Here is a 15,302-nt window from a genome sequence, read left to right on the forward strand (position 1 = left end):
TGTATCATATATGATAACTCTGAGGTAGCAATTTCTTCATAAGAATTCAGAGTGCTTCGAATCCATCAGGTATATGAGAACTGTACTTTTATTTAACATTTGGTAGATCGGATATTTCAATTCAAATGTCCAAAGTAATGATTTTCAACATAATTGTTGATATATAATTCATAAGTATTTCCAGTAGAATTATTAATATAATTCCATTCTATATTTTCAATGTCCATGTTTCTAAATTTTTTCCTAATTTGAGTATCGAGATTTTTATATACTGCCTCTCCTATAATTATTTGATTTGGTTTAGCATAATTTGTCATTTTTGTGACAATATTTATCGTATAACCTAAAATATCTAAGTGTGGCTTCCTTAGAATAGGAACTATATTTTCTCCCTTGATGGGACTTTTTGAATCATCATCATTACTTTTAGTTACACCGTTATAAGCCACCGCCTTTTCTGAGCTAGTTATGCTCTCTGGTCTTAAACCATATTGGACAATTGCGTTTTCTCCTACGTCGATACCTATTCTTATACCCAACTCAGGATAACCATTTAATTCTAAAATAGTATTCATGCCTTGTTGAATAATAGTTACCATCGCATATGCACAGCCAACTGCATTAGTACAAGGAAGATATAAGTCATCTTTTTCCGTAAAAAAGAAAGATAGTATTGCATCGCCGACATACTTAAAGACATATCCCCCATAAGCCTCTATTATCAGCGACATTTCTTGTGTAAATGCCTGTATTATTGGTACTAGTCGTTTAAGGGGTAGATTCATTGAAAGATTTGTAGAGCCTACAAGATCGACATGTAATACTACAAGAGGCACAGATGTTCCGATAAATTTTTCTAAAAGTCTTTGTGTATTTTCTTGGGATACATTGAAGTCTGATTTTACTTTCAATTGATACCACATTCTTTTTTGAGCATCTTTGATTGCAGAACTGATATTAAAAACAGGATCTATTAGTAGCATGCCTAATTTAGGTACTTTGGATGCTTGAAGAACCAAATCTTCTTTTTCTTTGTCAATGACTTGCATCTTCTCTATAGCATCGATAACTTCCTTTATATCTAAATCCAATTGGAATGCAATATTTTCGATAGGAATTCCTGATTCATGTAAAGTTATAATACTCTTGTATAGATGCATATCCAGATTAGTACCTCTGTATAATTAGTTCGAATGGATTTGTGAATAATTCATAAATATTCAATTGAAATTATTTAGATCTTTTATGATATTTATTTATTATTAGACGTTTGGTAAATGAGACCTATATACTCATTAATGTTTCGAAAATTAAAATTCTTCAATCATTAGAAAAATAACAATGCGTATGACTTGGCTTTTGAATGCTGACTCTATTTATATTTAAAATTAAAACGTACTGCTATGGTTGTAACAGGTGGGTTTAATGTTAGATATAATAAGAATCTAAAATTCTAAGTGAACTTGAAGTACCAACTCATAAGTCGCTAGGTTTCTTGATCATTTGTTTAAAAGTCTGATTAGGATAGTATTACATCTACCAAACGACAAAGTAAATTCAAATTATTCATTGTCCGAACTTATTCAAAGGAGCTTGATGACTATCTGAACAAGGCCGTTATGAAATATTTTTTGCACCCAACTATCTCAATTACTTTGAAAGTAAAAGATGAAACTCGTAATAGACTAACAGATAGCGACTATTTGAATAATTAGAAATATTACTAAAAATCTCAAGTAATGATTTGGTAACCATACCCAGGAGGTAATTAATTATTAATTATGCTGATTGCTGCTCAATGTATCATAAATTAATAAAATCAAGACAGCAAATGAGGCTATTCCTGATAGATAATATCGTATTATTAATACTTTTATCATTATGGTACAGCGTGACAATAATAAAGTCATCCAATATACTAGCAGTCACTTTTGGTCTATTACTACTAACTATGATGCCAACGACGCTTAATAATTATTCGACCTCCTCCTCTTCTATAAACTCTGTTTATGCACAAGAAGATCCTGCTACTGCACCATTTGATGCAAATGATTCTATTGATTCTCAAGATATAACTCAACAACAAGACTATGCTAACTTACGCTTACCAAGTCAGGAAGGTTTTGAGGTGAGATTACTTGCCTCCAACTTTAGTGAGCCTCACAACATCATTTATGGTCCAGATAATATTCTGTGGATTACAGAGCGTGCTGCAAAGTCAATTACTTTGGTTGATCCCCTAAATGGTACCATATTAAATAATATAACTGTCCCTGGTGTTCACCAATCCCAAGGTCAAGACGGACTGATGGGGATGGTGCTTGACCCTAACTTTAGCAGTACTGGCCATCTTTATGTAGCGTACACTTATGATGCTAATAATTCAACTGGTGATGAACTTGAACGCCTTACAAAGATAACCAGATTTACTTACGATAATACCACAGGTACAATTAGCGAATCTGTTGATATTATAAGTGGACTAGTGGGAAGCGTAGATCATAACTCCGGACGTCTGGCTTTTGGTCCTGATGGTAAGTTGTACTACACAATAGGAGACCAGGGCAAAAACCAACTATCGCTGTACTGTCTGGATATTGAAGCTCAGACTCTTCCAACTGCAGCAGAAGTAAATAATCAAAATTGGACAGCCTACCAAGGAAAAGTCTTAAGAATGAATACAGATGGATCCATACCTGAAGACAATCCTGTTATAGATGGCATCCAAAGCCATATCTTTACTTATGGACATCGCAACCACCAAGGTTTGACCGTGGGTCCAGATGGTTATCTTTATGCTTCAGAACATGGTCCAAATTCAGATGATGAGGTCAACCGATTGCAAGCGGGAGGAAACTATGGATGGCCTTATATTGCAGGCTATAAAGATGATCAAGCTTATAGATTCGTTAATTGGTCATCTACTGGCGATCAGTGCCAACAACTTAATCCAAGAAATGTAACTGCTGGAATAGAAGCAGGAGTGTCAGCTACCAATGAGAGCGAATCTGATCTTCAGAACTTTGTTCCTCCAGTAGCTACATTTTTTACAGTTGCAAGTGATTATAATTTTACTGATCATAACTGTGGTCAATTAGCTTACATCTGTAATCCTACCATAGCACCATCTAGTTTACGTCTGTATGCCTCGGATACAATTCCTGGATGGAACGGAACCTTGCTTATGCCTACTTTGAAGGGCGGTAAAATTTATCAATTGATCCTTGGCGATAATAGAACAAGCCTAGCACAAGAAGCAGTTGAAATGTTCCAGTCTGAAAATCGTTATAGGGACTTGGCAATTAGTCCTGATGGAAGTACACTATATGTAATAACTGACTCGACTGGACCTGTACAGGCCATAGGAGGAGGAGCAACTACTGAACTTTGGAATCCAGGCTCTCTGCTTGAATTCAAATACGTAGAAAACAGCAATAATATGACAGGCATGCAATAGCGCATATACAATTACAACTGCAGTAACTACCTTCTTTTTTCTGAATACTTATTTTATTTTTTTTGCAAGTTTTAGATACCTGTCTAATAATACTAATAAAAGATTAGGTCTAATACCATAGAAAAAGCCATCACATGGACATTAAAAGTGCAGGTCACAGACAAACCCTTTGATAAGGATTCATCCTAGTAATGGAGAAGGGACCAGCAGAAGGTCATAATAAATGGTATGATTTTGGTAGCATAAAAATTGGTACAGCAATGTATTTGGTTTCTGTAAATGTACCAGAATCTGCTGTTCTAAGTGGAGAAACGCATGAGACATGAGTTGTATTATTGTTAAAACCTGTCAAAGCTTGAATATCATTCAATTTCTCCTAACCGGGCTTGTTTATATTCATGGAATGGATATTAAGTAAGAGAATGCACTATGAGTTCAGAAAAATCTTATCAAGACATCTGGGAATACATCATGTTACGGCCATTGCCCGTGATCCTCAAAAGAATATTGACTTTTAGATAGGTATTTTAGGATCAAGATTAGTAAAGATAACAGTAAATTTTGATGATCCTACAAACTATCATTTGTGTTATGGTGATGAGTTAGGCAGAGCAGGGAGTATTATCACATTTTCCCCGTTGGAGCATGTACAACAAGGATGGAGAGGTATAGGACAGGTTGATACGATATCTTTTTTGATCCCTGAAAATTCAGTTAATTATTGGATCAACAGATTTATAGATAAAGGAATCCTCATAGAGGACCAACAAAACGATTTAACAGTGAGCAAATTATAACATTTGTTGATCATGACGGGTTAAAACTAGAACTGGTGGCCAGTAAAGAAGCAGAAAATAAAAAAATAAATGCGTGGAAGGGTGGCTCAATACCCCTTGATCATGCTATTAGAGGTTTACATTCAATTACTCTTCTTTAGAAGGATTTGAAAAAATACTTTCTCTTTTAACTCAAAAACTAGGATTTGCTAGAATAGTAAATGAAGGTAATAGAGTTCGTTTTCAAATTAATGAAAATGTTGGCCGAGAAAAAGTTCAAACTCCCATTAATTCTACTCCATCAATCGTAGACATAATATGTCTTCCATATAGTCATCGAGGAACAAGGGGTCCAGACAACGTTCATCACGTTGCATAGCGAACAACTACAAACGAAAATCAGGCTCAAATACGTAATCGAATAGTTAATGTTGGATTGGATGTTACGCCAGTCATTGACCGCGTCTACTATAATTTGATTTATTTTCAAGATCCGGGAGATGTTTTATTTGAAATAGCAACCGATACCCCTGGCTTTCTGGTAGATCAAGAATCTGCGGGATTGGGAAATAAACTTGCCTTACCAAAATGGTTGGAACCGAAAAGGATCTACATCCAAAAGACATTGCCTTCACTTAAGACACCTTCTAACGGAAATATTGGCTCTGAAAAGCAATAAAATGATTACTCTACCTATTAACATTCATCGTCAATCTGCATAATAGTTGCAAACCATTTTACAAAGAACTAGCAGTCATAATGAGAAAACAGTTTCGCATTTTATTAATCTTGTATACGAAATTTATCATCATATTCTTTTAAAATATTTAATCGAATCGATTCATCCAAATACAAATGGAACAAGAATACTTGTCATTATGGTTACTAACACTATCGAAATAAGATTCTAATGGAATCCCGGCTCTTGCCATTCTTCCCATCGTAATATGCCCAGTTGAATAAACTATTGCATTTGGAGGAGTACCTAGAGGCATTATGAATCCAAAACTTGTTGCTATAGCTACCGGAGCCATTAACAATATAGGATCCATATCCGTTGAAACTGCAAGTGATGCTGCAATGGGTAACAATAACGCTGCCGTAGCTGTGTTACTTATCATTTCAGCGGGTTCTCTAAATGTGGCATCATCCGGGTTAAAGTTTAAACTCCTGGCTCGTTATCAGAATGACTTCCCCCTAAATATTTTAATCTATTTTCTAAATCTGTTCCCATAGGATAGATTATATCATTATTTGTATACTCATAAAGATACACCTGAAAAGTTTTACAATTGGGACAATATTGATAATATAATCTATGCCATAATTTTGCATCATCATTAAATTCAGGGTTATTATGCCTTAATTGAGGGTGGAAGTGTTCTTTACAACTGTGGCATTGCATAGGTGGTATTAGGTCGTAACATTATTAAACCGTTATGATAATGTGAATTCCATTCCCTCAATTTATTACAATAATATGAATTCATGGCTCTTATGAAAAATTTGGGTAACTTCATTGTAGTTCTACAGAGTTAATCGCAAGTCATATGAGACTTGTACTTGGTAAAACGTGGCCCCCAATCTGGAGACGAATTTAATCATCTCATAGTAGGTGGTACCTATGATGGGTAATATATTGCCGGATTCAATGATTACTTCGCATATCGATATAAAATGCGTTTTGATTCGTATGCTATTTTGGTAATTAACTTCGTCTTTTTAGTATATCCAGATATAAAGTGCATCAAATTCGGTAAAAACAATGTTAAAATATATAATAATAGTATAAAATTCAAATTTTGGGATGTTGAAATAGGAACTCTTATACAAATTGTAATGCATAGTAAACCTGAACGAAAGTGAGCGAAGGTTTCATTAAAGTTGCTGATACTAGAGACATACCACCATCACAAATGAAAGGGGTTCAAGTTAACGATGAAAGTGTATGTATTGCTAATGTTGACGGAAAATATTACGCCATAGGTAGTATTTGTACTCACGAAGGGGGCCCTCTAGCAGATGGTACTCTTGAGGGATATGAAGTCGAATGTCCTTGGCATAATTCTAAATTCGATGTAAGAACAGGAGAAGTAACAAGCCCACCAGCAAACGAACCAGAACCTGCGTATGAAGTACAAATAGAGGGTAACAACATCTTGATAAAGATACGAGGTAAAAGTAAATTACCGCCCATACCTGAGCTAGAATTATTAGAAAAAATTAAAGTGGAGGGAACCGATGTAATGTCATTTAAGTTTAGTAAACAGAATAATCCTATAGAAGAGAGCCAAGCAACACTGCTATCAGACTATACTGCAGGTCAATTTGCCTTTTTTGACATCGGTGGTGTCAATAATGATCCAAAAGGTCCGATCAGGCATTTTACCATTTCATCTTCGCCAACAGAGGATTTTATAATGTTCACAACAAGGATGAGAGATTCTCCATATAAAAAAAGACTTTCAATATTAGAGGATGGGACCAAAGTCAAGGTTAGGGGTCCTGAGGGACAATTTGTGCTACATGATGATCATTCTATACCGGCGGTGTTTCTTTCCGGAGGAATAGGTGTTACTCCTTTTAGAAGTATGATAAAGTATGCTACAGATAAACAACTATCCCTGAAAATAGTAATGTTCGATTCCAATAGAGATCCAGATAACATTCTTTTCAGAAAAGAGTTTGATGAATGGACAAAGTTAAACAAAAATCTGAAGATCATCTATACTGTTAGCGAGGACAAACATGACGAGAATCAATCAAATGTTATGAATGGTTGGAAAGGTGAATATGGAAGAATAAATAAAGCAATGATTTTAAAATACCTAGATAATTCTCTATTAAACAATTCGATATTCTACATTTGCGGTCCTCCAGGCATGTTGAATGCTATGAAATCATTATTACAGGAAGAATTAAAAATTTCTAAAGAAAAGATCAAGGTAGAAGAATTTACGGGTTATTGAAAGCAATGATGACAAAAACATCATGGTCTGATGGAATTATGAAGTTTAAAAATGATTAAATAGTAACGACAGTAATTAACTCCTTACTAGTTCTTTTTTGTACTCTTTTTGTTATAATAGATTATCTTCAAAGATGAGATTGAGATGAAAACAATTTATTATTAGTGTAGATGAGAAATGCCATTAAATCATAACTAAGAGAAATTTACCAATCTATTTCCATAGTTCGTTTCGAATTAAATAGATTTACTTTTATTTATTTGTAGTATATGCGAGAAATATGATTTTGCCAAAAAGATAAAGTAAATTAAATATTCATTGTCTTTCAGCTTGTTTCATTTAGAGGTCTTTTTATTTTTTATAATTTCGTTTGTCTTTTCTTCTCCTTCCTTAATCGCATTCTTGATTGTGTGAGGTGAGAAATCTGCATTTTCGGACATATGAGGATATGGTTCTTCACGTTTTACATAGTAAATTTCTTTAATCTCTGCTCCATGATCTTGTTTGTATATTTTATATTTTTGACGTATTCTCTTGAGCTGTTTTTCATCTATCTGCAATTTGTCAACATTATTTTCTACTATTTGATAAAGTTCTTTAATATAATCTAAATACCTTGATATTACCTTGGACATTTGTACATTATGTTCTGTTTTATCAGAAAACATAATATCTCTAGCCCTGTGATAAACCTCTGGCATATTCTTTGGCAGACTGTCTATGTTCTTTGGATAATTTTCTACAATGTATATTCTTTTATCCCTTTTCGGAGAAGCTGCTATAACCTCTCTTAATGGGGTGTTACTCAGTAGACTACCATCCCATGCAAAGACTCCATCTTTTACTTTTATCCACTGAAAGTTATATACTGGATAGGCCGATGTAGCAAGTATGTGTGTAGCAGTTATTTGCTCTTTATAGCTATCAAATGTTAAAGGGCGTGCGTTTAAAACATTTACGGCTGTCAAAATTAAGCGTGCATTAGAATTTCCTTCTGGTCTTAATTTGTTATAATTAATGTATCTTTCTAAGGTTTTTGCTATAGGCGAATGATCGTATAGAAAGGTCCATTTTTGTGGTGTAAAATATTCTGAATCCTTTAAAGCGTATTCTGGTGCCCACCTGGGAATAAACATTTTACTATTTCCAAAAATGGCAGAACTGTAAAAGGACTTTATTTGTTTTATTTTTACCTCCATTTCCATTCTATCTGAAGAATAGATTTCTTTTATTCCTGCAACCGCTGTAGCTAAAGGTGAGTGAAAGGGATAATAGTCAAACTTGGAAGATATCTGCAATGTTTTCATATACCAGTTCCAAGGAGAAAATGGGGAAAGTTTATCGATATCTATAAAGCCTTCAGATAATTCCAACCAAAAATCCTCTAAGAGCTGATCTGTGTTATTCTCTCTTTTGCTGCCAGCTATTATCGCAGCATTTATGCCACCAATGGAGGTGCCTGCAATCACATCTAGATTGATATTATTTTTCACAAGAGCTTTATAGACACCACAGCCAAAAGCACCCAGAGAACCACCACCTTGAAGAATAAGTACATTTTCAATGGTATCGTCAAACATAGTCAAATATTCTCTCCTTAGACATGTAATTACTTAGTATTACTTTTTTACTTGTCATTCTCGTTCTCACTCTACATGATGGTTGTGAATTAGTTGATCATAAAATCTGACTGATTTTATGTTTACAAATTCAAGCATACCGTACCTAGACAATTCCCTTCCAAAACCACTTTTTTTTAATCCACCAAATGGAACTCTAGGATCTGAAGCTACAACATTGTTAACAGATACCATTCCTGACTCGATAACACTCGAAAGCTTTTCTGCTCTATCTAAATCTTGAGTCCATATACTTGCTCCAAGACCATATTCTGAATCATTTGAAATTCTTATGGCTTCTGCATCATCGTTAGCTATTATAATCGGAGCTACTGGTCCAAACACCTCCTCCTGAGCTATAGACATTTTTGGTTTAATATTCTTGAGAACTGTTGGTCTGTAAAAATAACCTTTATTCCCTACCTGTTTCCCTCCAGTGAGAACTTCAGCACCTTCTTTAATTGAGGTTTTAACCTGAGAATCTATTTTCTCTAGGCTGCGAGCATTTACAAGAGGCCCTATATCAGTATTATCTGATAGTGGATCGCCTACATTAAGCGTTTCAGTTTTTTGAACGAATTTTTCAATGAAATCGTTAGCTATATCTTTAACTACAATAAAACGCTTTGAAGCTATGCAGCTTTGACCACAGTTTATGAAGCGTCCCTTTATAGCACCTAAGGATGCTTTCTCAATATCGGCATCCTGGCACACAATGAAAGGATCACTTCCTCCCAACTCTAGGACCGTTTTCTTCACTTGAGATGTGGCCCTCTGTGCAACTTTTGCACCTATAGGTACACTCCCTGTAAAGGTTACAGCATTAATATCCGAATCAATCAGGGACTCTGCAATCCTAGAATCACCTAATAGTGTTTGAAACACCCCTTTTGGTACCCCTATATTATCGAAAGCATTTTCTATATTGATTCCACATTGCATAGTAGCACTAGATGGCTTTAGTACAATTGTATTACCAACCATTAGTGAAGGTGCCGCAAATCTTAATGCTTGCCAGTAGGGAAAGTTCCACGGCATTATACTGCCGATTACTCCAATGGGCTGAAATTTTATCATTGTTTTCCTAGCATCTGTATTAATAACTTCATCGGTAGAAAGGATCTGTCCATTATCTGCGTAATACTCCATTGCCCAAGCACATTTTTCAACTTCGGATCTAGATTCTTTTATTGCTTTACCCATTTCATTTGTGGCGGTCCTAGCAAGATTTTCTTTATCTTTTCGTAATTCATTAGAGAAAGCATGGAGAAAGTCTATTCTTTTGTTTGAATTTTTTTTCCACTCTTGAAATACACTTTTGGATTTCTTTACTTTGTCGTTTATCTGATCTTTGGTCATATTTTCGTAATGATTGATAACCTCTTCTGTTGCAGGATTTATTGTATCAAATTCCATAATTGAAGCTGCTGCAGAATCTTTCATGGATTTATTACACCTCTTCCTGCAATTTTGCCCTCTTTTAACATCGTCAATGCTTGTGTTGCCTGTTCAAGTTTAAATTGATTTGAAATTAGCGGTTTTATTACTCCTCTTTTAGTCAATGAAACTAATTCTACCAAATCATTTATAGTTCCAGTATATGATCCAATTAACCGGTACGCTCTTGTTGGCATACTTACAAGACCTAATCTCAATTCGCCACCAAATAGTCCTACCAAAACTACTCTTGCTCTTCTTCTAAGAAATTGCATATCAATCTCTACTGTTTTTGATGTATTGACAAAATCAATTACCGCATCAGCACCAAGATTGTTGGTTAATTCCATTATTGTCTTTACAGAATCTTGTTTTTTTGAATTGATTATATCATTGGCACCACTATCTTTTGCATTTTTTAATTTGTTGTCGTCTATATCCAATGCAATTATCCTAGAACCAGTAACAGCTCTTGCTAGCTGTATGGCCATCAAGCCTAATCCTCCTGTACCTACAATCACTACATTGTCATTTGGTTTTAGTTTCGCATTCTTTACTGCTCCATATGCAGTAAGCGCAGAACATGACAGCGTTGCAGCTGCATCCATATCCAAATCATCATTTATTTTTACTAGATATTTGTAATTGGGTACCAAAACAAACTGTGAATAGCCTCCATCTAGATAGATTCCTAGCGATCTCGGTTTATCGCAAAGGTTTTCCTCCCCACTTCTACAAGCAGGACATAAGCCTTCACCTATCCATGGATATACAATAACTTTTTCATTTTTAATGAATCCTTCAGCTTGATCTCCTAGACTTTCTATTGTGCCGGCTATTTCATGACCTGGAGTCAACGGATATTTTACTCCCCTTTCTGTGGTTTTTAAGATTTGTCCATCAATGCCTTCATATCCTCCCTCCCACAGATGGATATCGCTATGACAGACTCCGGAAGAATGAACCTTAACAAGAACCTGTGGCCCCATAGGTGCGGGAATATCAAGTTGTTGTACCTCCAGAGGTTCATGTGGTTTAACAATTCTTGCAGATTTCATATTGATGTTAGGAAGTTACTGCATATAAATAATGATAAACAAAAATAATGGAAATTCAAGGATATGGCTGGATTTATTTTTTTGTGAATGTTGACCATTTAATCTTGGTGATAGTTGGTTTATGTTTTCAATATTCAAGTTTATGTTAAAAAATAATATACTTTATTTTATTATCATGATATAAATGGATTCATTTTTGACGTATGTGCCCTTAATTTCTCTTATGATAGTCGCTGGACTTTTTGTTGTGGCGATAGTAAATTTTTCAATTTTAAGAAAAAATATGCAAAAGCAAAGTGAACAGTGGATAAAAAATTTGAAAATGCAAAGTGAACAGCAGATTTATTCTAGAATAATGGAGGCAAGGCTTAAACTTGAAAACACCGAAACATTTACCAAGATGGCTAAGGAAAGTCCTGTTTTTGTAGAACGATTTTCTTTAGTTGATAATCCTGACGAATATTATATCATAGTGGCATTTCTGGACTTATTTGAATTCTTGTTCTCGCTTAACAAAAGAGATGTTATTGACACTGACATTTGGTTTCGATGGAAAGGTCTTGCTGAAACCATAATGACTATACCAAAATTTAATAAAGTATGGGATAAAACGAATCAAATTCATTCTGTTGAATTCAGAGATTTCATGAATTCCCTCTGAGTATTTTGATTTAGGATAATCTACTGGCTAGGATGGCAATGATATTTCCCGAAAGTTGTTGATAAACGTACATGAGGTAGACCAAAACACAATAGTTTCCATATGATTAACGACATTAATTTCCAAATAGTCTTTTAATTATGATTCTGTAAACAGGATTTAAAATATCATGAAGTTAATTAATTTCTTTGGCGAATTACTATTTTTAGTATAATTCATATTTCATTAATCTGTATTTTTAACCCTTGTTGTAAAAGTCTAGATAATTTGTGTTACTTTTTATTATTTATTTTGTGCCTCAACCAATCAATCACGGTGCAAGGATTTTCTTTCCATGACCTATTTTTGTTTAACGTTTTCATCATAGATTTCTTTGAAATCTCTAAGTTTAACAACATTTTGTCTTCCTTCTACTTCCTGTTTCCATGCTACAAATCCTCCTTCAATACTAAAGGCGTTAAATCCTTGTTTGTTAAGCTCATCTGCTGCGATGTCTGCTCTTTTACCCACTGTAGAGTAAATATATACTGGAACTTGTCTGAGTCTATCCAAATCACCATTTTTTGAGTCCCTTATTAGCTTTGTAAACGGGATGTTGACAGCTCCGAATATATTGCTATTTCCGCCATCAGCCTCTTGTTCTTCCAACTCCTCTCCATCTCTTACATCAATTATGATATATTTGCCTGGTTCGTCCCTTTTTTTCTGCAAGTCTTTAGGTGCTATTCTATTTGTCATTAACACACAATACCATACTATAACTATATTTAATTTCCATAAGCCTAGATTACTCGAGTAAAAACACTCAAATTGAAAAAATGCATCATAATTGTACGGAAAGTTATCCACTTTAAAGTATTTGCTAACCATTAAAGTCACTTTTGACTTCACCTTATGAAATTCTTTTTTCTAGGAATTTTAATTAATGAAATAGGCGCGATATATAATTCATCAGCCTGATATTTGCATTCCTGTGTCTCATTTCTAAACAATACAGAACTTTGATTAATTTAGCATATGCAAAAAGACGAGTGATCCTAATCTATTATTCTCCTATATAGGAATGTATATACTATAACTCTGATATATTGATTTGATTGTTTAAATGAGCCTAGAAGAAGATGCAATAAATCTCCATCGAACACTAAAGGGAAAAATCGAAATTCACAATACAATTGCCTTAAATGAATCTTTTAAAGGAAAGAACGATGTGCTTGACCTTATTTATACTCCCGGTGTGGCATTTGTAGCCAGAGACATAAGTAAAGATAAAAATTTAGCATTTGATTATACGTCAAAATGGAATAATGTTGCTATTGTTTGTGATGGGACCAGAGTATTGGGACTAGGGGATGTTGGTCCGGAAGCGGCAATCCCAGTCATGGAAGGAAAATCAGGTACTATTCAAAGTTTTAGGCGGTGTAAATGCTTTTCCTTTGTGTATCGACACCAAAGATAAGGAGGAGATAATTAAATTAGTAAAATCCATTCAACCAATTTTTGGTGCGATAAATATAGAGGATATTGAATCACCTAAAGTACTGGAGATTGTAGAAAGACTACAGAAAGAACTTTCAATACCGGTCTTCCATGATGATCAACATGGTACAGCAATAATCGCTTTGGCAGGATTATTAAATGCGATTAAACTAGTAGAAAAAAAGATAGACAAAATAAGAGTGGTAATTGCAGGAGCCGGATCAGCTGGATATGGAATATTCAGAATACTAACAGAAGCAGGATGCAGAGATATTGTCGTAACTGACAGTATTGGAGCATTATATGAAAATCGGACTGATGGCATGAAAAATCCATATAAAAGAGAGATATCAGAGAAATCGAATCCTATGAAATTAAGTGGAAGTCTTATTGAGGTTATAAAAGGGGCAGACGTATTCATAGGGGTGTCTGGAAAAGGTAAATTGATAAATAGAGATATAATACAAACAATGAATCCGGATCCAATTGTTTTTGGATTAAGTAATCCTGATCCTGAAATTCTACCTCCTGATGCTTTAGAAGCAGGCGCTGGAATTGTTGCTACTGGTAGATCAGACTTTGCAAATCAAATTAATAATGCGGTTGTTTTCCCATCAATACTGCGCGCTCTTTTGGATCTTCGAATCAATACTCTAAGTCAAGGTATGCTGGTAGCCGTTGCTACAGCCATAGCAAATATACTCGATGATAAACAGTTAAAATCAGATTATATAATACCGAAAGTTGATGATCCCCGGATTATTCATATTGTTACTGATACATTAAGAAATGCAATACAAAGTCATATAGAAAATAAAACTGAAATATAATACAATCAGTTTACGATCACACAGGTATCGGCTAAAGAATTCCTATCATCTATCTGATTGTATAGTAAACATGAGACGAAAAAACCATCCATCATCTTTCCAAACTTTCTCATTTGTCGATAAATGACAATTCTAATTAGATGGTAACAAGGTTTAAAAAGGAAGACTCTCTTATTAGTAGATGGCAAATTATGAAAATATAAAAAATTGTTTAGACCAAAACGGAGAGGTAATGATAAGATTGGACAATAATGAAAAAATTGAACTGCACAAACATAATGTAAGATTTGATGACAATTCAAAAGAAATAATAATTGATGCTGGAACTGAAACCTTTTGGATTGGTGCTGATAAGGTTTCATACTATTGGATACACAAAGAAGGTTTTAGTAAAGAATAATATCTTTTCTTGCCCTTTCCATTTGTAGAATTTGTAGTCAAAAAATTAATCTGATGTAATTATTTGTGAGTGGTTAGAATATAAATAATAATAGTCAAACAGATGAGGTCATTATATCAATTACTGAATTTTTGATTTCATTATCCTTAATAGACAATAAGTTGAATATATCATATGGTTCAAGTTGATTTTTCAGCAACTGATATAAAGAATTTAAAAGTACTTTTGCAATTCTCTAAAGATGCATGTCCATTGGAAAGTCTTGAAGGAAATATGGATAATGATTATATAGATACTCTAATAGGAAAATTGGAAAATGCGACCAGTTAAAGGATGATACTAAATGAATTTAATCAAGCGAAGTCATTGTAATCATTTTATCTCTATCATTGTTTATTGATAGTAAACAATTCAAAACAGTAAGTGTAAAATATTAAAAAGACAAATTACAGACACATGTAGACCTAGGCTTTGAGGGCTGTGCAGGGTTCTTTGATTTGACATGATTTAACACATTACCTCCCTTTGTAATATTGACATGAAATTTTATTATAACTAAATGCAAACAAATCCAACCATTATTTTACAGGTTTTAATTCAGTTCTCGTACTATAGT

The 15,302-nt window shown here is 34.1% G+C and carries 16 protein-coding genes; 10 read left to right on the top strand and 6 right to left on the bottom strand.

Features of this window, described 5'->3' with window-relative positions; genetic code table 11:
• Positions 1–116: 116 nt before the first annotated feature.
• Positions 117–1,160 (bottom strand): adenylate/guanylate cyclase domain-containing protein, encoded by a 1,044-nt coding sequence (locus AB0A59_RS06885; protein WP_458747336.1) that lies wholly within the window; start codon positions 1,158–1,160, stop codon positions 117–119.
• Between the two features lie 731 nt (positions 1,161–1,891).
• Here AB0A59_RS06885 and AB0A59_RS06890 point away from each other — a divergent pair.
• The 4 genes from AB0A59_RS06890 (at position 1,892) to AB0A59_RS06905 (ending at position 4,912) form a co-directional block, all read left to right on the top strand.
• Positions 1,892–3,457, top strand: a complete 1,566-nt coding sequence (locus AB0A59_RS06890) for a glucose/sorbosone family PQQ-dependent dehydrogenase (RefSeq protein WP_458747337.1) — start codon at positions 1,892–1,894, stop codon at positions 3,455–3,457.
• Positions 3,458–3,648: 191 nt separating this feature from the next.
• The gene (locus AB0A59_RS06895; RefSeq protein ID WP_458747338.1) at positions 3,649–3,783 is read left to right on the top strand and encodes a hypothetical protein; all 135 of its coding nucleotides are present in this window, start codon (positions 3,649–3,651) and stop codon (positions 3,781–3,783) included.
• Positions 3,784–4,041: 258 nt separating this feature from the next.
• A complete protein-coding gene (locus AB0A59_RS06900; protein ID WP_458747339.1) occupies positions 4,042–4,254 on the top strand; it encodes a VOC family protein in 213 nt (70 codons plus the stop codon).
• A 415-nt stretch (positions 4,255–4,669) separates the two neighbouring features.
• On the top strand, positions 4,670–4,912 hold the full coding sequence (locus AB0A59_RS06905) for a VOC family protein (RefSeq protein WP_458747340.1): 243 nt from the start codon (positions 4,670–4,672) through the stop codon (positions 4,910–4,912).
• 148 nt (positions 4,913–5,060) lie between these two features.
• Here the strand turns inward: AB0A59_RS06905 and AB0A59_RS06910 are convergent, their stop codons facing one another.
• Positions 5,061–5,354, bottom strand: a complete 294-nt coding sequence (locus AB0A59_RS06910) for an SLC13 family permease (protein WP_458747341.1) — start codon at positions 5,352–5,354, stop codon at positions 5,061–5,063.
• A gap of 741 nt (positions 5,355–6,095) precedes the next feature.
• Between AB0A59_RS06910 and AB0A59_RS06915 the strand changes: the two genes are divergently transcribed.
• Positions 6,096–7,202, top strand: coding sequence for a Rieske 2Fe-2S domain-containing protein (locus AB0A59_RS06915; RefSeq protein ID WP_458747342.1), 1,107 nt, complete (start codon positions 6,096–6,098; stop codon positions 7,200–7,202).
• A gap of 335 nt (positions 7,203–7,537) precedes the next feature.
• Here the strand turns inward: AB0A59_RS06915 and AB0A59_RS06920 are convergent, their stop codons facing one another.
• The 3 genes from AB0A59_RS06920 to AB0A59_RS06930 form a co-directional block, all read right to left on the bottom strand.
• Positions 7,538–8,782 (bottom strand): patatin-like phospholipase family protein, encoded by a 1,245-nt coding sequence (locus AB0A59_RS06920; RefSeq protein WP_458747343.1) that lies wholly within the window; start codon positions 8,780–8,782, stop codon positions 7,538–7,540.
• Between the two features lie 66 nt (positions 8,783–8,848).
• Positions 8,849–10,264 carry an NAD-dependent succinate-semialdehyde dehydrogenase gene (locus AB0A59_RS06925; protein ID WP_458747344.1) on the bottom strand — a complete coding sequence of 472 codons (1,416 nt, stop codon included), beginning with the start codon at positions 10,262–10,264 and terminating at the stop codon, positions 8,849–8,851.
• Positions 10,261–11,316, bottom strand: coding sequence for an alcohol dehydrogenase (locus tag AB0A59_RS06930; protein ID WP_458747345.1), 1,056 nt, complete (start codon positions 11,314–11,316; stop codon positions 10,261–10,263). The genes AB0A59_RS06925 and AB0A59_RS06930 overlap by 4 nt, the downstream gene beginning before the upstream one ends.
• Positions 11,317–11,512: 196 nt before the next feature.
• Here AB0A59_RS06930 and AB0A59_RS06935 point away from each other — a divergent pair, with 196 nt between their 5' ends.
• On the top strand, positions 11,513–11,977 hold the full coding sequence (locus tag AB0A59_RS06935) for a hypothetical protein (RefSeq protein WP_458747346.1): 465 nt from the start codon (positions 11,513–11,515) through the stop codon (positions 11,975–11,977).
• A gap of 339 nt (positions 11,978–12,316) precedes the next feature.
• On the opposite strand, the gene AB0A59_RS06940 is transcribed toward AB0A59_RS06935, so the two are convergent.
• Positions 12,317–12,715: a rhodanese-like domain-containing protein gene (locus AB0A59_RS06940; protein ID WP_458747347.1), complete on the bottom strand. Its 399-nt coding sequence runs from the start codon at positions 12,713–12,715 to the stop codon at positions 12,317–12,319.
• A 367-nt stretch (positions 12,716–13,082) separates the two neighbouring features.
• Here AB0A59_RS06940 and AB0A59_RS06945 point away from each other — a divergent pair, with 367 nt between their 5' ends.
• The 4 genes from AB0A59_RS06945 to AB0A59_RS06960 all read left to right on the top strand — a co-directional run bounded on the left by AB0A59_RS06945 (position 13,083) and on the right by AB0A59_RS06960 (position 15,016).
• The gene (locus AB0A59_RS06945) at positions 13,083–13,436 is read left to right on the top strand and encodes a hypothetical protein (RefSeq protein ID WP_458747348.1); all 354 of its coding nucleotides are present in this window, start codon (positions 13,083–13,085) and stop codon (positions 13,434–13,436) included.
• Positions 13,414–14,286, top strand: coding sequence for an NAD(P)-dependent malic enzyme (locus AB0A59_RS06950; protein ID WP_458747349.1), 873 nt, complete (start codon positions 13,414–13,416; stop codon positions 14,284–14,286). The genes AB0A59_RS06945 and AB0A59_RS06950 overlap by 23 nt, the downstream gene beginning before the upstream one ends.
• A gap of 181 nt (positions 14,287–14,467) precedes the next feature.
• Complete coding sequence (locus AB0A59_RS06955) at positions 14,468–14,686, top strand: hypothetical protein (protein ID WP_458747350.1); 219 nt, start codon at positions 14,468–14,470, stop codon at positions 14,684–14,686.
• Between the two features lie 174 nt (positions 14,687–14,860).
• Positions 14,861–15,016 (top strand): hypothetical protein, encoded by a 156-nt coding sequence (locus AB0A59_RS06960; RefSeq protein WP_458747351.1) that lies wholly within the window; start codon positions 14,861–14,863, stop codon positions 15,014–15,016.
• The last annotated feature ends 286 nt before the right edge of the window (positions 15,017–15,302 follow it).

The organism is Candidatus Nitrosocosmicus sp. T (assembly GCF_054408485.1).